The organism is Streptomyces sp. NPDC096013, from assembly GCF_044763565.1.
Taxonomy (GTDB): domain Bacteria; phylum Actinomycetota; class Actinomycetes; order Streptomycetales; family Streptomycetaceae; genus Streptomyces.
The window spans coordinates 248,621-266,729 of the sequence record NZ_JBIWGK010000012.1; the positions used below are offsets into that span (position 1 = coordinate 248,621).

Annotated in this window: 9 protein-coding genes and 2 pseudogenes; 1 reads left to right on the forward strand and 10 read right to left on the reverse strand. The window is 68.8% G+C overall.

The genetic code is table 11. The features are described from left to right. Positions 1 to 50: 50 nt before the first annotated feature. On the reverse strand, positions 51 to 2,438 hold the full coding sequence (locus ACIRB1_RS34195; RefSeq protein ID WP_403468141.1) for an RICIN domain-containing protein: 2,388 nt from the start codon (positions 2,436 to 2,438) through the stop codon (positions 51 to 53). 723 nt (positions 2,439 to 3,161) lie between these two features. Continuing rightward, positions 3,162 to 3,561: pseudogene (locus ACIRB1_RS34200) on the reverse strand (hypothetical protein); the annotation flags it as partial. A gap of 141 nt (positions 3,562 to 3,702) precedes the next feature. Between ACIRB1_RS34200 and ACIRB1_RS34205 the strand changes: the two are divergent. Further along, the gene (locus ACIRB1_RS34205) at positions 3,703 to 4,968 is read left to right on the forward strand and encodes a YncE family protein (protein ID WP_403468142.1); all 1,266 of its coding nucleotides are present in this window, start codon (positions 3,703 to 3,705) and stop codon (positions 4,966 to 4,968) included. A gap of 72 nt (positions 4,969 to 5,040) precedes the next feature. On the opposite strand, the gene ACIRB1_RS34210 is transcribed toward ACIRB1_RS34205, so the two are convergent. From ACIRB1_RS34210 to ACIRB1_RS34245, 8 genes and pseudogenes are all read right to left on the reverse strand, one after another. Further along, on the reverse strand, positions 5,041 to 5,397 hold the full coding sequence (locus tag ACIRB1_RS34210; protein ID WP_403468143.1) for a hypothetical protein: 357 nt from the start codon (positions 5,395 to 5,397) through the stop codon (positions 5,041 to 5,043). A 71-nt stretch (positions 5,398 to 5,468) separates the two neighbouring features. Then, on the reverse strand, positions 5,469 to 7,451 hold the full coding sequence (locus ACIRB1_RS34215; RefSeq protein WP_403468144.1) for an alpha-L-fucosidase: 1,983 nt from the start codon (positions 7,449 to 7,451) through the stop codon (positions 5,469 to 5,471). Between the two features lie 50 nt (positions 7,452 to 7,501). Beyond that, on the reverse strand, positions 7,502 to 9,907 hold the full coding sequence (locus tag ACIRB1_RS34220; protein ID WP_403468145.1) for a ricin-type beta-trefoil lectin domain protein: 2,406 nt from the start codon (positions 9,905 to 9,907) through the stop codon (positions 7,502 to 7,504). A gap of 46 nt (positions 9,908 to 9,953) precedes the next feature. Continuing rightward, a complete protein-coding gene (locus ACIRB1_RS34225; protein WP_403468146.1) occupies positions 9,954 to 11,786 on the reverse strand; it encodes an RICIN domain-containing protein in 1,833 nt (610 codons plus the stop codon). 69 nt (positions 11,787 to 11,855) lie between these two features. Next, entirely contained in the window at positions 11,856 to 13,415 is a 1,560-nt protein-coding gene (locus ACIRB1_RS34230) for an arabinofuranosidase catalytic domain-containing protein (protein ID WP_403468147.1), read from the reverse strand. A gap of 39 nt (positions 13,416 to 13,454) precedes the next feature. After that, positions 13,455 to 15,086 (reverse strand): glycoside hydrolase family 27 protein, encoded by a 1,632-nt coding sequence (locus ACIRB1_RS34235; protein ID WP_403468148.1) that lies wholly within the window; start codon positions 15,084 to 15,086, stop codon positions 13,455 to 13,457. A gap of 42 nt (positions 15,087 to 15,128) precedes the next feature. Beyond that, positions 15,129 to 16,094: pseudogene (locus ACIRB1_RS34240) on the reverse strand (arabinofuranosidase catalytic domain-containing protein); the annotation flags it as partial. Positions 16,095 to 16,574: 480 nt separating this feature from the next. Next, a complete protein-coding gene (locus ACIRB1_RS34245) occupies positions 16,575 to 18,044 on the reverse strand; it encodes an endo-1,4-beta-xylanase (RefSeq protein WP_403468149.1) in 1,470 nt (489 codons plus the stop codon). Positions 18,045 to 18,109 lie beyond the last annotated feature (65 nt).

An 18,109-nucleotide genomic window follows, 5' to 3' on the forward strand; every position in this document is an offset into this window, starting at 1 on the left:
ACCGTGACCAGCAGCTCCGGTACGCCCTGGAAGGGTGATCCGTCATCCGCTCACGCCAGCCGCCACAGGTGGTCGTCAGTCCCGTTGTCGTCGAACTGCACCACCTGTGCGCTGTTCTGAGTGGACATCCCGTCGACACCCAGAACCTTTCCGCTGTGCCGGTTGCGCACCAGGAACCACCCGTCGCCCTTGTCGATCAGACTCCACAGGTGGTCGTCGGTCCCGTTGTCCTCGTACTGGACGACGTGTGCGCTGTTCTGGGTCGACATTCCGTCGACACCCAGGACCTTGCCGCTCTGGCCGTTGCGCACCAAGTACCAGCCGTCGCCCTTGTCGACGAGTTGCCACGCGTGGTCCCCGGTACCGGTGTTGTCGAACTGCACGACCCTCGCGCTGTTCGCCGTTGACATGCCGTCAACGGCCAGCACCTTCCCGCTGTTCTTGTTGAGGATGCGCCGGTACGGCGGCTCCGGGAGCCACGCGTTGCCGTCCGGAGATGCTGTCGGGAACGACGTGATCCGCAGCCGGGCCGCGCCCATCGGGACGAGCGTGACGTGCTCCACGGCCCCGGTTGCCCGCGCCGGGCTCTGCTGGAGGGGGGCGACCACGTGTTCGTTGTCGGCGATCCACTCCGGGACACGGCGCGCCTGGGCGGTGAGCGTGAGCGGGGTGGTGTCGTGTGTGAAGGGATTCGCCGCGACCGGACCATCGGCGCGGCTCAGCGCGAAGGTCGTGTCGGGTACGAGGCCGTAGTTCCAGGGTGTCGTGGCGTGCACCTCGTACTCGGGGAAGGTGTCATCGCCCGCGTAGCGTACGTACTGTTCGCCGATACGCAGCCCGTAGACCAGCGGTCCGCGGGTCACGCTGACGGCGCCGCGGTTGGTGGACCAGGTGCGGACGGCGGTGCGCTGCGGGAGGGTGAGGGTGACGCGGTCGCCGTCTTTCCAGGTCCGCTCCACACGGACGAACGCGGGTCCGTCCTGGGCCGGAACCGGCTGCCCGTTGACTCGCAGTTGAGGACCTGCGCACCAGCCCGGCACTCGTAGCAGCAGCGGGAACGAGACCGGCTGTGGCGCGGACAGGGTCAGGGTGACGGTCTCGTCGAAGGGGTAGTCCGTGTCTTCGGTGATCGTGACTTCGGTGCCGGAGGCGACAGTTGCGCGAACACTGCTCGGCGCGTACATCGCTGCGGCGAGCCCGCCGTCCGGGGTGGCCAGCCACAACTCCTCGCTGAAGTAGGGCCATCCCATTCCATAGTTGTGGGGGCAACAGCGGTACTGGTCGACGCCGAGCTGGTACGACTGCATGGCGAAGCCGTTCTGGAACTGGCCCTGGGTCTTGGAAACGTTATCCAGGTCCACACTGTTGCCACTGGTGATGTAGTGGACGGCCCTGCCGTTGGGGTCCAAGGCGGCGGGCAGCATGTTGAACGCCAACTCCTCGCAGCGGTCCGCCCATACGGCGTCGCCGGTGATGCGGGTCAGCAACTCGTGGCTGGCCATGAACTCGACGATGCCGCAGGTCTCGAACCCCTGCCGCGGGTCTCCGAAGCCTGGTCTGATGTTCTCGTCACCGGCGATTCCACCCCCGGGGAACTGACCGTATCCGCCCAGGACTTGATCGTACGTACGGTAAGTGGCCTGGATCAGGTCGGCGGAACCCGAGCGCTGCGCGTACTGCGCCGGTTCGCGGAAGCCCTGTGCGATGTTGACGTTGTGCGCCGTGGGAAGAGAGCTGGTCCAGTCGGCACCCCACGCGTGCATCTTGTCGACGAGATCGAGCAGGAACGCCTCGCCCGTGCGGCGGTGCAGCCACACAGCAATGTCCATTCCGTCGCCCCAGCGCAACGAGACCCAGCTGGTGTCGAACGCGCCCCGCCCCTGGGCGTTCATGAAGCGAAGGAACCGGACGAGGAAGGGCACGATCCGCTGATCACCCGTGTGTTCCTCGTACGTACGCAGCGCCTGGAGCAGCGGCAGTAACGGCCAGAAATCAGGGCCGCCGTTCAGGGAGGTCCGTAGTGACCGCGGTCCGAAGAAGCCGTCGTCCTGCTGCGTGGCGAGGACCGCGTCGATCCAGAGTCGGGCCTGGTCAAGGGCGGCGGCGTCACCGGTAGCGATGGCGAGGGGGACGTATCCCCGCAGCCAGTACGGGAGTTCTTCCCAACCGTCACGGTCGGGGTGTGCCCAACCGCTGGTCGTGAGGTCGAGGAAGTGGGAGCGCGTGGCGTACTGGCCGCACAATCCCGCCAGTTGCAGGCGCAGTTGGCCGGCGAGCCAGCCTCGAGGGGCGATGCTTCCGGGCCGTAGCCGAGTCAAAGTATCTGCGGCGAGGCCGCCGGCGGCGGCGGCCGGCGCTGCCGGGAGTGCGGCACCCAAGGCCAAGGAACCGACAGCGAGGCCTCCGGTTTGCAGGAAGTGGCGTCGGGCGAGCGGCATACGGCTTCTCCTGTGGGGGGTGCGGGCGGGGGGGGAGATCTGGCTTCGGGCGCTGGCGTGCCGGTGGCCCGTCGCTGGGGCGGCGGAGGGGCTTGCAAGCTCGCATCAGTGCCATCGGAGATTCAGAGGCTGTCGGTCGGATTCTCATCTCTCACAGGGTTGACAACGTTGTCCTGCTTCCCGGGGAGGCCGATCGACACGCGGCAGCGCGGCGGGCCGCCGCGCCCCGCAGCCCTCGGGCGGAGATTGAGATCTCGTTGAACGCAAGGGCCTTCGAACCTCAAGTCGTGGTCTTGGCGCTCCGTCAACACCACTGACCTAAAGGCCAGTTCGCGGCCAGAGTCAACCTCGACCGGATCGTCGGCGGCCGCCTTCACGCCAGCGCCCGCCGCGCATCCCGCGAAAGGGAACGGAGGGGAGCGCCGGCTGAGGGACTTCATACCCACGAATCCTCCTTGGCTCAGGAAGGGCGGCGGCTCACCGCACTCACTCTGTACAACGTTGCAAAGAGCGGCAGTTGACATCAGAGCACGACTTCCGGCCCATGGCCAGGAACATGACAAGACCGCGCGCGGAGCAGCCGTCGGGACGCCCACCCGTAACTCCTTGGCCACGCCGAGCTCGGCTCGCCCCGGGCGAAACCCTGGGCCGCGTCGGCCAGGCGCAGGGCCTCACCGACAGGGTGGAGAGCCGGTGGACAGTGGTCGGCACCATCGTGATCTAGACGAAGGTGATCCCGATGCGGTGCGGGTCGGTGGCGACGTCGGTCGTGGTGACGCGCCCGGCCGGCGGCAGGCTCCGCGCGCGTCGGTGAAATCGGCCGGCACCGGTTCCTCGGCCCAGTCGTTGATCTGCCGAGGCGCGCCGCCCGGACCTCCTCCAGGGTGCGGAACTCCTCGTAGAACTGGCGCGTCGACAGACCGACCGCCTCGCTGGGGGGCTCGACCGTGATCCCGCGGTAGCCGGGCCCGCCGACGAACAGCGGCAGCGCCGCGTCCAGGACTCTTCCCCAGCGCTCGGCCTGGCGCTATTCGGTCGACTTGCCGCCGTGACGGCCGCTCGGCGCTCCCGGGGCTACCCGCCGCTGGCCCTCCCCCGTCGGCCCGTGCCACTCCGCCGCCAATTTTGTCGTGCACGGAGTCTTGTGGCGTAGGGCACCTCGAACTTACTTTCCAGTAAGTCACTCTGAACGCAACGGTGTTCAGAATCGGGCGGCTCTTCCGCCCTGCCCCCACGCCTTCAGCCAGCCAGAGGAGAGAGCAACATGCCTGCCTTCAGATCGAGGCACCTTTGCTCCGTAGCCGCCGCCCTCGCCCTGACCGTCGCCGCCCCGGCGACGGCGGCCACCGCCGCTTCCACCACCGCCGACGCCTCGACCGCCGCTGCCCTGCGCGAGGTCCTCTTCGTCGGCAACAACTGGGATGGCACCGCCGACGTAGTCAAGTCCAGCGGTGACTTCGCCAAGGTCGGCCGGATCAACGTGATCCCCGACAAGGCCGCCCGGATGGCGGAGATCAACGCTGACCCGATCAAGTGGATCTACTTCATGGCCATCCGCAACGGGGTCGGCGAGGGCCACGACCAGTTCGCGGACGACATGTACACCACGCCGGACGGCGCCTCGGTGGTCGTCTCGCGACCGAGCTTCGCCGACGTCGTCTCCATCGACCTGGCCACCGGAAACATCAACTGGCGTTTCCCGGTGTCCGGTTACCGTTCGGACCACATGGCCGTCTCACCCGACGGGAAGAGGGTCGCGGTCTCGGCGTCGACCGCGAACACCGTGCACGTCCTGGACATCGTCACCGGTCAGCAGCTCGGGTCGTTCAAGACCGGCGACAAGCCGCACGAGAACATCTTCACCAAGGACGGCAAGTACATCTACAACATGGCGATCGGCGACGTGAACACCTCGTTGGACGCCCCGTGGCAGGACTTCACCAAGGGCGACCGGCACATCACCGTTGTCGACGCGACCACCTACAAGCAGGTCAAGATCATCGACATGCGACAGCGGCTGGACGCCATCGGACTCACCGACTACTCGGACGCCGTGCGCCCGGCGGTGTTCTCGCCGGACGAGTCAAAGCTGTACTTCCAGGTCTCGTTCTTCAACGGCTTCTTCGAGTACGACCTCGCTTCGGACCAGATCACCCGGACGAAGACCCTCCCGAAGAACCCGGCGACCAGCGACGACCGCACCACGTTCGTCAACGACTCGCGCCACCACGGCCTCTCGATGAGCCCGGACGGGGCCAAGCTGTGCGTGGCCGGCACGATGGACGACTACGCGACGGTGGTCGACCGGGCCACGTTCCAGGAGGGCCCGCTGGTCAGCGCCTCCAAGCCCTACTGGGCCACGGTCAGCGGCGACGGCAAGGACTGCGTCATCTCCGAGAGCGGCGCCGACCAGATCACCGCCATCGATTTCGCCACCGGACAGAAGGTCCTCTCAGTGCCGGTGGGCGACCATCCGCAGCGGATCCGGCTCGGCCATGTAGCGGCGAACTGGACCGGCACCGGCAGCTGACGACCGCCCGGCACGACAGGACACGCCAGGGCGCGGTGCGGGCGGGCGACGGTGACCGTCGTCCGCCCGGACTCACGCGGGAAGAGTCCGGGCGTGGCCGGGCTTCGGTCCGGCCAACTCCCGCAGTTCGCCGGGGTGTTCCTCCCGGCGGCCGGGCTGTGGGACGTGGATCTTCAGCGGCTCGGCGAGCAACGCCTTTACGCTCATGGCCGGATGGGGCGAAGAGCACGAGACCGAGAGGTCCAACTGGCCCGTACGGCAGAGGTGTTGGGCGTCCGCACCAGGGGCGGTGGTGCCGTGGAGGCCGTCGACGCGGACCCGGCCCTCGGCGGACCGGACCAGACGGATGAGGGTACAGCCGGCCCGGGGACCGGGATCGACGCCTGCGACGGCCTGGACCGCGACCGCGGGGCGGCCCAGACCCGTCATTAAGAGTGGTGTGCGTTTCACGCGCGCTCCTTCTTCCGTGGTCGAGGGAGGGGCTTCGGTCGCGCGACGGTTCACACTCCGGTGATGGTCCACTCGTTGTTGGTACTGGAGTTCGGCGCCCACATCACCGTGCTCGAGCCCACCGTGGAGCTGCCGCTCCCGTCCAGGGCGGTGCCGGTGCCGCGGTTGACGATCTGGTGGCGGTTGTCGCCGAGGCTGTTCAGCGACCACTGCTGGTTGTTGCCGCCGTTCCACGCCTCCTGACGGGCGGGAGCGCCGTTGACGGCGTTGCCCCAGCTGTCGGCGGCCATGCCGTTGGCGCGGTTCATGATCCGGTAGTAGCCGTTCCCGAGGTCGATCAACTGCCACTGCAGATTGGCGCTGCCGTCGTAGTTCCACTGCTTGAGGTTGGAGCCGGAGGCGACGTTGCCCCCGCTGTCGAGCACCAGTCCGCTGGTCACGTTGGCGATCTTCACCCAGGTCGTGGAACCGCCCGGTGCGCCGAGGACAGGGATGTCACCGGAGAAGGTGAGCTTGACCGTGTACGCCAGGGCGGTGAACGGCGGGTTCGTCGAGGGCATGGTCAGGTGCAGGCCGGAGGCGTCCTGGGTTGGTGCGGGCAGGTTGACGTAGGTGCCGACGGCGTTGTTCAGCAGCTGCGCGCCGGTCAGGGTGCTGAGGTTGATCTGGCTGGAGTTCAGCGTGGTGACGGTCATGGTGGCGCCCTGCCAGCCCAGCGCGGTCGCGTAGAGGACCTTGTTGTCCTGGCTGCGGGTGAAGCGGACGTCCTGCGGTTTGCCGGCCACCGGTCCGCTGAAGGAGCCGCCGCCCATCTTGGTGGGGCCCTCGCCGTAACTGGACCAGGAGCGGGTGCCGTAGACCGCCTCTCCGAAGCGGCCCAGCCAGTCCCCCATGGCGAGCAGGATCGACTGCTGTGCGGAGGGGATGGTGCCGTCGGCCATGGGGGCGATGTTCAGCAGCATGGTGCCGCCCTTGCTGACCCGGTCGATCAGGGAGTGCAGCAGCGCCTGCGTCGAGTAGTAGCCGATGCCCACCGTGTAGCACCAACTGGAGGAGGAGATGCTGTCGTCGGTCAGCCAGTAAGGCGTGAGCAGTCCTGCCGGGCCGCCGCGCTCGAAGTCGAAGACCTCGCCCTTGTTGTCGAGGCCGTCCTTGTAGGTCGCGGCCACGTCCTTGTTCCAGGCGACCGCCTGGTTGTAGTAGTGCGCGAGGAACTGCAGCCGGTAGGACTCCTGCACCAGGTTCAGGTCGAAGTCCTGCCAGAGCAGGTCGGGCTGGTAACCGTCGATGACCTCGACCAGCTTGTCGTACCAGAGCTTGTTCTCGGCCGCCGAGCCCTGTTGTCCGTAGAGGATGCGCAAGGCCGGGTCGGACTGGGACGGCACGTGGTCGTAGTAGCCGTTGAAGTGGTAGGCGTGGTGGAGGGAGGCCATGAACTTCAGGCCCTGGGCGCGGATGGCCTGGGCGTGCAGGGCGACCAGGTCCAGCCGGGGGCCGTGCTGGACGGAGTTCCATGGGTTGGCGCGGCTGTTCCACATCGAGAAGCCGTCGTGGTGCTCGGCGACCGGGCCGGCGAACCTGGCGCCCGCGGACCTGAACAGCCGGGCCCAGGCGTCGGGGTCCCAACTGCCGCCCTGGGAGGCCGGTCTGGGCGCGAACTGCACGAAGGTGCCGGCCTTGTCGCGGCCGCCGTCGATGAAGTTGTGGTAGGGCCACACCGAGGGGTCCCCGTAGGTGGCGATGTGATGCTGGTTCTCGCTGGAGCCGCCGATGTACATGTTGCGCGGATACCACTCATTGCCGAAGGCGGGGACGCTGAAGGCGCCCCAGTGGTAGTAGATGCCGAACTTGGCGTCCTTGAACCAGGCCGGGGACGGAGGGTGCTGGTCCACGGAGGACCAACTCGCGGTGTAGCTCGCGGGGCCGTCGGTCGCGGCTGCCTGAGGTGCGAACCGCAGCAGTCCGACGGCCGTGGCCGCGGCGCTCGCCGCGAGCATGCGGCGCCGGCTGATCGGGCGGGGGGAGGAGGTCATGCCGGTCCTTCCAGGTCCGTTGGCAGGGTGGCGTTCTCGGCCGGTACCGGTTACTCGCGCGACCACCTCTGATTGCCGGCCCCGGTGCAGGTCCACAGCTCCAGCAGGGTGCCGTTGGCCGTTCCCGCGCCGGTGGCGTCCAGGCACAGGCCGGCCTGGGCGCCGGTGATCGTGCCGTCGGCGTTGAGCGTCCACTTCTGGTTGCTGCCGCCGGTGCACCCGGAGATGTCGACCTTGGTGCCGGGGCTGGTGGCGCTGCCCGCCGCGTCCAGGCAGGCATTGCCGTAGACCCGGATCTCACCGGCCGGTGTGCTGGTCCACTGCTGGTTGCTGCCGCCGTTGCAGTCCCACAGCTCCACCTGCGTTCCGGAGGTCTGCGACTGGTTGGGCACGTCCACGCACCGGCCGGAGGCGGTCCCGACGATGGGGCCGGTCGTGCCGCCTCCGCCGCCGCTGCCGGGGGTGAGGGACAGGTTGTCGAACTGTGCCGTCTCGCCCTGGCCGGTCGCGTAGCCGACCTGTCCGCCGGCCCAGGTGCGGTCGTTGGCGGAGCCGACCGTGGCACCGTCGACGACGGCGCTGATGGTGGTCCCGGAGAAGCTGAGCGCGAGCGTGTGCCACCGGTTGGTGCCCAGTGCCGTGGTGGTGCCGTGCGCGAGGGTGGAGACGGTGCCGTTGGTGCCCGAGTTCAGGATCGACCAGGCACCGGTGTCACTCACCCGCAGGTGGTAGGCGTTGAGCCCGCCCGTGCTGCTGTAGTCCTGGCCGTTCGCGCGGCCGATCAGCTCGGCGTATCCCGGCTGTTCGAGCAGCACGTCGGAGGAGACGGTGTAGTTGCTCCAGCCCACGTCGCCGAGCAGGGCGTGCGGATCGGACAGGGCGTCCCAGGTGATCGGCTTCTGGGGACTCATCTGGCGCACGCACTTGCCGCTGCGGCCGCCACCACAGGCCGTCACCTCGAAGGCGCCCTGCCAGTCCATGAGGTACTTCGCCTCGGTGCCGGTGGCGTAACCGTCGAAGGTGTCGCTGTACGGCAGGCTCATGGCGCCCTGGGCGGGGCCGCTGGCGGTGCCCTTGCCCTGCCCGGTCGTGGTGGTCAGGGTGTAGACGCGATGGGGCTGCACGGTCAGGCTGAAGCCTCCGCCGGAGGGGGTGACGTCGGTGGTGTGCACGAAGTAGTCGGCCGGGTTGGATGAGTTCACGTCGGTCGACCAGACGTGGACGGTGCCGCCGGACAGGCCTCCGGCGACGGTGAAGTTCAGGGTCTGGGCGCTGCCGGCGTCCATCGTCTCGATGACGGTGGAGTAGTCAGAGCCGTTCGGGGACTTCAGCGAAACGTAGCTGCCGTTGTTCCGGTTGCCGCCGAGGTAGCCGCTGGAGGAGTCGAGGTACTTCCAGCCCGGGGCGGTGAACTGGCTGGTGTGCGCCATGACCCAGGTGTTCTTGCCGATCGCGTAGTGGCCGGACCAGGGCTGGGAGGCGAGAGCGAGGCCCATGGTGGGATACGGCAGGTTGGGCGTGATCGCCGCGACCACCGGCCAGTTGAGATACGCGGTCATCCGGCCGTCGATGTATCCGCGGTTGATGCCGCGGGCCATGGCGGGTGCTCCCCCGTTGTAGTCGTCCGAGCCGTTCTCGCTGGCCCACAGGGGCTTGCCGGAGGACGTGGCGGCCGACGGCACCGAGCAGTTGGCCTGGGACGAGCGGTAACCGCAGGGGTAGTGCGTGCCGATGACGCTCACCGCGGCGGCGAACGCCGAGTTGGAGTTGACGTCGTTGGCCACGGTCCAGTCCGAGTCGGCCGCGACGATCCTGACGCTGCCGTAGCCGTTGGAGTCGAGCGCGCTGCGCAGTTGCTCGTACCAGGAGACGTTGTAGCCGCGCTCGTTCCAGCCGCCGAGGTAGTCGATGGCGAGGCCGTGCTGTTTGGCGCAGCCCAGCCAGGAGACCAGGTAGTTGACCATATCGGTGGACCAGAAGTTCCCGCCGCCGATCCAGCCCGGCGCGCCCCAGGCGAGCCCGTAGAGCTTGATGCCCGGGTTGCGGGCCTTGGCCTGCTCCATGAGCCACCATTCGTAGCCCCGGTCGCAGTTCAGGTCGGAACGGGTGTGCTGGTGGCTCGGCTCGGCACCGGAGGTGGAGTTGGTGTCCCCGCCGATCTCGGCCTTGAGGATCTGCAGGGAGGCCCCGTAGCCGGGCTTGAAGAGGTAGTCGAGGATCTGGCCGCGCTGGGGCTCGGGGTAGTCGATCAGGAGTCTGCTGTTGCCGCCGCCTCCGCTGATCGCGCCGACGCCGTCGAAGGTCCGTCCGCCGGAGGCCCCGTTGATGGTGATCGAGGTAGCGGCGTGGGCCGGGGCGGCGACGGTGCCGACGAGGCCGCCGACGGCCAGGAGGAGGCCCGTGAGCACGGCGGTCGAGGCGCGCAGGCGCCGCAGCAGCCGTCCGATTGCTGACACGGTGGGTTCCTTTCGCAGGTCGGTGGGGTCCGCGTCGGGTGCGGTATCAGCGGACGACGAAGTCCTGGTTGGTGCCCGGCGCGTTCTTGCACTGCCACTGGTCCAGTTGCTGTCCCGGGGTGCTGCCGGCGCCGTAGACGTCCAGGCACAGGCCGCTGTTGCGGTTCTGGAAGGTGTACGAGCCGTCGGACTGGCGCACGGGCAGCCAGAGGGCGTTCGCGACGGGGCCGGGGGCCTGCTGCACGATGTCCGGGGTGCCGACCGACGTGGAACTACCCGCGACCGCCACGTCCTGGCCTGAGTGCTGGGCGCGCAGTTCGCCGTAGCCGTCGGAGGCCGCAACGAACAGGAACCGTTGGTTGTCCTGCCCGTTGCAGGTCCACTGGTCGAAAACGGTGCCCGCGGCGGTGGAGTTGCCGTAGACGTCCAGGCACAGGTTGTCGTCGGAGACGACGAGTTGGTGGTAGCCGTCCGGGAACCCCGTGCCGCCGGAGGAGGCCGGGGTCAGGTAGACGGCGAACGCGTCGTGCGAGCCCTGGAAGGTGAGCGGCACTGTGAGCGAGCCACCGGATGCGCTCACGTTCTGGTCGTACACGGTCTGCGGCGCACTCAGCGGGGCTTGGTCGGGGATGCGGTGCACGGTGACATGGACGTTGCCCGCGTTCGTCAGCCAGGGCACGGAGGAGAGCCCGTCGAAGGTCACGGACGCGGCGCCGGTGTACCCGTTGGAGTCGCCGACGAGCGCCACGGCGCGTTCGGCGGCGGAGTCCTCGGAGGCGGCTACGGTCGTGGAGCCGACCTGGCCGGAGGTGCCGACGAGGGTTCCCGTCATGTCGGCGTAGTCCCGCAGCGCCCACCAGTTGCCGGTCGGCTGCCAGGTGCCCCCGCTCTGGGTGAGCACGCCCGTCAGGTTCGGGGTGGTGCAGCACACCCAGTTGCCGCGCATGGCGTTGGTGTACCCGGACTGCGCGAACCGGGCGAGGTACCAGGCCGTCACCCCGGCGGTCTGCCGGTCGGCGGGCTGGTACTCGTTCGAGGACAGGGGCAGTGGGCCGATGCCCGCCGCGCCGAGGGCGTTGCGCAGGCTCTGGGCGACGGTGACGGGGTCGTCCACGTCGCCCTCGTTGTGATTGCTGATCATGTCGGGGACGGTGCCGGCTGCTTTCACGTGGGCGAGCCAGGTCTGCCACTCCCCCGGGTTGCGCTGCGGGGTGAAGGCGAGGGACGGCCCCACGATCTGCGCCCCGGGGGCGATGCGCCGGATCTCCCGGTAGGCGGTGTCCCACATCTGGAAGTACTGGGCGCTGTTGACACCCCGGGTCCAGAACACGGAGATGTCCGGCTCGTTCCAGATGTCGTAGGCGAACGTGAGCCCCGACGTCTGCAGGGCCCCCACCGTGGCGTCGATGAAGCTGATCCAGTTGGAGCAGTCGCCGTTGTCGCACGGGTATCTGGTGTTCGAGGGCTGGCCGCCGTTCGCGCCGTAGATGTCGCTGACCAGCACCTGGTACTGCGCGTGGTACGGCGGCCGGGTGAGCCGCCGGGCCTGCGCGGTGATCGAGTCGAGGTCGGCCCGGGTCGCCGGCCCGTACTGGTAGCCGTCCTTGATCCAGCCGCCGGAGAACCATCCGCCGCCGCGGAACGCGTTGATGCCCAGCGGCTGGAGGAACTGGTCGACGGGCTGGGTGCCGTCCTGGCTGATGCCGTAGAGGAACCCTTCCCCCACGCCGGTGGACGGTCCCCGGGTCGCGGCCAGGTCGACGCTCAGCGACGTGCCCGAGGCGGCCCGGCTCGGGGCCGTCGTCAGCAGCGCCAGCACGAGTGTCAGGACGATGCCGGTCACCAGGGCCGCAAGGCCGGGTCTCGCTGTCATCCTCATCCGATCCTCCTGAGTCGGGGCGGCGGCGGGATGCCGCCGCCCCGGAGTCGGGCGCGGTGGCTCACCGGGTCAGCTGAGCGTCCATTTCTGGTTGGACTGGCCGTTGCAGGTCCACAGCTGTACGGGGGTTCCGTTGGCGGTGGCGGCACCCGAGACGTCCAGGCAGAGCCCGGACTGGGCGCTGGTGACGGTGCCGTCGGTGTGGAGCGTCCACTGCTGGTTGCTCTGGCCGTTGCAGGTCCAGGTGATGACCTTCGTGCCGGGGCTGGCGCCCTGCTCGGAGGCGTCCAGGCACAGGCGACTGCCTCCGAGGGAGACGCTCAGCTCACCCGAGGCGGTCTGCGACCAGGTCTGGTTGGCACCGCCGGAGCAGTCCCGGATCTGCGTCTGGGTGCCCGGTGTCGTCGAACTGCCCGGCACCTCCAGGCACTTGCCCGCGCCCACCGCGTGCAGCGCGCCGGTGGTGCCGCCCCCGCCGCCGGACGTCCCGTACCCGGCGGCGGTGATGCCGGCCTGCACGGCGTTCTCGGTGCCGTCGGAGGGGTAACCCGCCGTCATCGCGCCCTCGAAGAACTCGCCCTGTCCCGAGACGCTGTTGTCGCCGCCGGTGCCGAGGAGGACGGAGCTGTCGACCTTCATCGGTGAGTAGCCGTTGGGAAGGGGGCCGGAGAAGGTAGTGGTCAGTCCACCGCCTGCACCGTCGCCGTACTTGAGGGTGAAGTTGCTGGTGCCGTTGTTCTTCAGCCACGCGCTGACGAACGGGTGGTGCACGCCCTGGTTGTTCGGGTCCTTGTTGGAGCCGGGGTTGGTGTGGAACATGCCGTTCTCCAGGTCGGCCTCGACCCATGGGCCGCTGCCGGTGCAGCCGCCGAACCAGCAGGCGTTGCCCCAGTAGATGGCGTTCATGGTGGCGTTGCCGGTGTCGGTGTGGGAGTTCTCGCCGCTGCCGTAGTCGAAGCAGCACCACTGGTCGGTGAAGTTCGACGAGGTCACCATGTAGATGCCTTCGGGCTGGGAGCCGGTGGCGACGCCGCTCGCGTGGTCGATGCGGTAACCGACACCGGGGGTGACCTTGACGCCGAAGACCTGGTGGCCGCCCGCGGTTACCGGCAGGGCCATGGCGTCGGCTCCCACGTCGGATCCGTTGGGGCCGGGTCCCTTCCAGTAGCCGCCCCAGGAGATCGGCAGGTCGTTGTGGCGGGTGGTCTGGTCGTAGATCTTCGTGATCGTGCACGACGTGTCGGCGCAGAACGACACCTGGGAGGCGGCGTCGGCGTACCCGCCCGGGGCGAGCAGACCGATGTCGCGGTAGGCGTGATCGGAGGACCGCTGGATCTGGTACAGCGGTCCGTCGTACGCCGCGAAGAGCGCCCTGGTCGTGGCGTGGGCCGTCACGCACGGCGTTCCGCCGGCGGCATAGATGTCGCACGGCAGCGACGCGGCGGCCGCGGGGGCCGAGTCGTGTGCGGCGATGGTGGTGCCGGTCGGCGGGGGCGTGGCGAAGGCCGGGGTGCCCCACGCGGCGAGGGCCATCGCCAGGGCGATCAGGAACGAGGCGATCGGGAACGGGGCGACCAGGAACGCGGCCGGGAAGCGCCTTCGCCGGTGGTCGGCTGTTGATCCGGGCAAGGAGTCCTCCTCCGTGGCGGTGCCGAGGGGCAGGGGGAGTCAGCCCAGCGTCCACTGCTGGCCGCTGCTCCCGTTGCAGGTCCACAGCTCGGCGAGGGTTCCGTCAGCCGTGGCCCCGCCGGTGACGTCCAGGCACAGGCCGGACTGGACGCCGGTGATCGTGCCGTTGGAGTTCAGCGTCCACTGCTGGTTGCCCTGGCCGTTGCACTGCCAGATCTCCACCTTCGTCCCTGGCGTGGTCTGGTTGTTGTATGCGTCCAGGCACATCTGTCCGCTGCCGGAGTAGACAGTGAGCTGACTCGAGGTGGAGTGCGTCCAGGTCTGGTTGGTGCCGCCGTTGCAGGTCCAGATCTCCACCTGGGTCCCGGCGGTGGTGGTGGAGTTGGGTACGTCCAGACACTTGCCCGCGCCGATCGCGTGCACCGGACCGGTCACGCTGGTGCCGCCACCGCCGCTGGTACCGCCCGAGACGAGGTACATCACCGTGCCGTGGGCCGGTACCGAGGCGCTGATGGTGCCGGAGGTCGTCGAGGACGCGCCCGACCACAGGTCGGTGAGGGTGTAGGAGGACGCCCCGGTCTTCCCGATGGCGGCCGCGGTGGTGGTGATGGTCGCCGTGGAGCCCGTCTCGTTGAACAGCGCGACCGACACGTCCCCGTTGGCGAGCGGCTTGGCCAGCACGTCCAGGCCGCCGGCGGACGACACCATGGTGCCCTGCCTGCCGAGGGAGTCCTGGTCGACCGCGATCACCCGGGAGTTGGTCAGCGTGGACAGAGTGGAGGCGCTCGCCTGGGGGATGTTGGTGCCGGCGATGAGCGGCGCGGCCATCTCCGCCCAGAGGCTGAACTCGCTGCGGTTCTCGGTCGCCGTCATCGAGCCGTTGCCGACCTCCAGCATGTCCGGGTCGTTCCAGTGGCCGGGTCCGGCGTAGGAGGCCAGCCCCACGTTGCTGTGGAAGATCGACAGCATGCTGGCGAAGGTCGGGCTGATGTCTCCCGTGGTGCGCCAGCTGTTGCCCACACCGGCGCCCCAGGTCCACACGTTCTCCTGGCCCCAGTTGCACAGGCTGTACAGGATCGGCCGGCCGGTGGCCGCGAGCGCGTCCCGCATCGCGGTGTACCGGGTCTGTGCCGGCACGCCGGTGTTGTTGCAGTTGTCGTACTTCAGGTAGTCCACGCCCCACGACGCGAACGACTGCGCGTCGGTGCTCTCGTGGCCGAGGCTGCCCGGGTATCCGGCGCAGGTCGCGGTGCCCGCGTCCTCGTAGATGCCCAGCTTCAGGCCCAGCGAGTGGACGTAGTCGGCGGTGCCCTTGATGCCGTCGGGGAACTTCGCCGGGTCCGGCACCAGGTGACCGCCGGAGTCGCGGCTGTGGGTCATCCAGCAGTCGTCGATGTTGACGTACGAATAGCCCGCCGCCTGCATGCCGTTGGTGTGCATCGCCTGGGCGGTGGACTTGATCAGCGCCTCGGATACGTCGCAGCCGTAGGCGTTCCAGTCGTTGAAGCCCATCTGCGGGGTCGGCGCGAGTCCGTTGCCGAGGGCGGCTGCGGGTGATGCCGCACCGAAGGCGATCAGGGGCGCGGCCACCGCGAGCAGCACGGCGGAGAGGGTGAGCGCCAGGGTTCTGCGCAGGGATGGCAGCAGGGACAGCGGATTGGTCGTGGGCATGGGGCATCTACTCCTGGACCGGTCGGGGAAACTGACGGGCGTTCAGCGATAGTCGGCGGCGGTGACGTTGGCCTGCACCGCGTTGTCGGTCGCGTCGGAGGGATAGCCTGCGACGACGGCTCCCTCGTAGAAGGTGCCGGCGCTCAGGTTGGCGCCGCCGCCGGGCTTGCAGCAGTCGCCGCCGCTGCCCAGGACGATGGCCCCTTGTTTCCTCATGGGGCTGTAGCCGCCGGGCAGCGCGCCGTCCCACAGGGTGGTCAGGCCGCCCGACTGGGCGTTGCCACCCTTGAGGGCGAACCTGGTGGTGCCGTTGTTCTTCAGCATCGCCGTGACGAACTTGCCGGCGAACGCCCGCTGGTTGGGGTTCCAGGACGTGCTGCCGCCTGGGTACAGCCCCCATTCGAGGTCGGCCTGCACCCAGGGACCGGTTCCCGAACAGCCGCCGAACCAGCACTCGGTGCCGAAGTTGATCGCGTCCATCGCCCCGGCCGCGTCGGCTTTCCTGGTCGTCTCGCTGTTGCCGTAGTCGAAGCAGCAGCCGCCGTTGACGTGGGTGCCGCTGGTCACCATGTACGCCCCCTCGGGTGCCGCACCGGTCGGCACGCCCGTCAGGTGGCCGTCCCGCCAATAGCTGTTCCCGGGGTTGATGTACAGCGAGTACGCCTTGGTGCCCCCGGCGGTCAGCGACTCGGACGTCGCCTTCGCGGGGCTGCTCTGACTCGATCCCGGGACCTGGGCCGAGCCCTGGTACCACAGGTCGTTTCCGTGTCCTGACTGGTCGCGGACGACCGTGATCACGCAACTGGTGCCCGCGCAGAAGGCGTCCTGGGCCGCGGCGTCGGCGAAGCCGCCGGGTGCCTGCACGCCGATGTCCCGGGTCGCGCTGTCCGAGGCTCGCCTCACCTGGTACAGAGGGCCGTTGTACGAGCGGTACAGGGCACGCACCGTGCTGTGCGCGGCGACGCACGGGGTAGCGCCTGCGGCGTAGATGTCGCACGGACCGGACCCCTGGGACGCCGAACTCACCGGAGGTGCCCCCGACGCCGGCGCCGAATATGTCGGCCCGGTCGCCAGTAACACGGCCAGCAGTCCCGTCACCATCACGGCGGCCGCCGCGGACAGACGGGACGCATGAGCGGTGGGGCGGCAGGGCGGAGCGGATGGAGGCTGCATTCTGTGTCCTCGCATGGGCGGGGGAAGGGGACGGTGAGTGCCGTGCCTGTCCGAGAAGGTGCGCAAGGGGTGTCGACCGCTCCCGTCAGCGTGCCCGAGAGCACTCACAGGGAACACCCATACATCCCATGTCGGATAGTGATCCCACAGGCTCAATTCCCTGTCAATAGAAGGCACTTGACCATTCACCGCTTGATACATCCCATGTCTGGCTCATGATGGGACCGTATGAGGGCATGCCTGAACCCACGCCCGGCGACCGCTGCGGTACCGAGCGCGGGTTGTCTCCTTCCGGCCTACCTCGCGCCGATCACCTCACCCGAGATTCCAGTGCTGATGGGCGCCGCCGTTGGCGTCCCACACCTGGACGGGACTTCCGTTGGCGGTCTGTCCTGCGGGCACTTCCAGCGCCCTGCCGGAGGCGACGTTGGTCAGGGTGTACGAGCCGTCGCCGTTCCGGCTCGCCCTCCAGTGCTGGTTGGCACCGCCGTTGGCGTCCCAGATCTCCATCCGTGTGCCGTTGCCCGTCTGACCGCCCGGCTCGTCGAGAACCCGCCCGCTGCCGACATTCGTCAGCGTGAACGAACCGTCGGTGTTCTGGCTCGCCCGCCACTGCTGGTTCGCGGCGCCGTTGGCGTCCCAGACCTGCACGGTCGTGCCGTTGGCCGTCTGCCCGCCCGGCACGTCCAGCGCCCGGCCCGCGGCAAGGTCGGTCAAGGAGTACACCGTCCCCGGAACGATGCCACCCGGGTTGCCGCCCCCACCGCCGCCCAGGGCGCTCAGGACCGAGCCGTAGGCCGGCTTCTTGTTGCCTCCGCCGTCGAACAGCAGGGGGCTGTCCCCGCTCCGCCAGGAGTCGCTGTCCCGGATGCCCCAGACGGTGATGCCGGTGCAGCGGGCCACGTTCATACAGGCTTTGACGGTGTTCGCGTACGCCGTGGGCGGTGCCTGCGCGATGTCCAGTTCGGTGATCTGTACGTCGACGCCGAGCGCGGCGAAGTTCGACAGGGTGGTCTGGAAGCTCGACGGCGGGCCGCCGGTGCCGAAGTGGGACTGGAAGCCGACGCAGTCGATGGGCACGCCACGGGACTTGAAGTCACGCACCATGGCGTAGACACCCTGAGTCTTGGCGTCCGACCAGTTCTCGATGTTGTAGTCGTTGTAGCAGAGCTTGGCCGACGGGTCGGCGGCCCGGGCGGTGCGGAAGGCCCCTTCGATGAAGCCGTTGCCCAGCACGTTCTGGAACACCGAGCTGCGGTGCTGGCTGCTGCCGTCCGCGAACGCCTCGTTGACCACGTCCCAGGCGTAGATCTTGCCCTTGAAGTGGGTCATCTCGGTGGTGATGTGGTTGTCCATCACCGTGCGCAGGGTGTTCGCGTCGGTGATGGAACCGACCCAGCCGGGCAGTTGGGAGTGCCAGACGAGGGTGTGGCCGCGCAACCGCTGTCCGTGGGCGGTGGCATGGTTGACGATCTGGTCGGCCGGGCCGAAGTTGAAGTTGCCGCGGGAGGTTTCGGTGGTGTCCCACTTCATCTCGTTCTCGGGCGTGATCATGTTGAACTCGCGGTCCAGGATCCCCGAGTAGGTCGCGTCACCGAGCTTCCCGGCGGCCACGGCCGTGCCGAAGTAGCGGCCGCTGTCGGCCGCTGCCGCGCCCAGCGTGCCGGAGGCTGCGTGCGCGGCGGGGTTGGCAGGGCCGGCCAGAGCCAGTGCCGTGCCGGCTGTCAGTACGGCTGCCAGGGCCAGGATCTTGCGCGGACGGGGCTCTTCGTTGAGCCAGGACATGAGGAATCGGCCTCCTTGCGTGGGGGTGGTACCGGACGGTGTCGGTGCCCCGGCCGGTTAGGGCG

Excerpts from the sequence above, each read along its gene's own strand:
- ACIRB1_RS34205 (WP_403468142.1), top strand. The coding sequence starts at position 3,703 with ATGCCTGCCTTCAGATCGAGGCACCTTTGCTCCGTAGCCGCCGCCCTC.
- ACIRB1_RS34245 (WP_403468149.1), bottom strand. The coding sequence starts at position 18,044 with ATGTCCTGGCTCAACGAAGAGCCCCGTCCGCGCAAGATCCTGGCCCTG.
- ACIRB1_RS34195 (WP_403468141.1), bottom strand. The coding sequence starts at position 2,438 with ATGCCGCTCGCCCGACGCCACTTCCTGCAAACCGGAGGCCTCGCTGTC.
- ACIRB1_RS34210 (WP_403468143.1), bottom strand. The coding sequence starts at position 5,397 with ATGACGGGTCTGGGCCGCCCCGCGGTCGCGGTCCAGGCCGTCGCAGGC.
- ACIRB1_RS34225 (WP_403468146.1), bottom strand. The coding sequence starts at position 11,786 with ATGAGGATGACAGCGAGACCCGGCCTTGCGGCCCTGGTGACCGGCATC.
- ACIRB1_RS34235 (WP_403468148.1), bottom strand. The coding sequence starts at position 15,086 with ATGCCCACGACCAATCCGCTGTCCCTGCTGCCATCCCTGCGCAGAACC.
- ACIRB1_RS34215 (WP_403468144.1), bottom strand. The coding sequence starts at position 7,451 with ATGACCTCCTCCCCCCGCCCGATCAGCCGGCGCCGCATGCTCGCGGCG.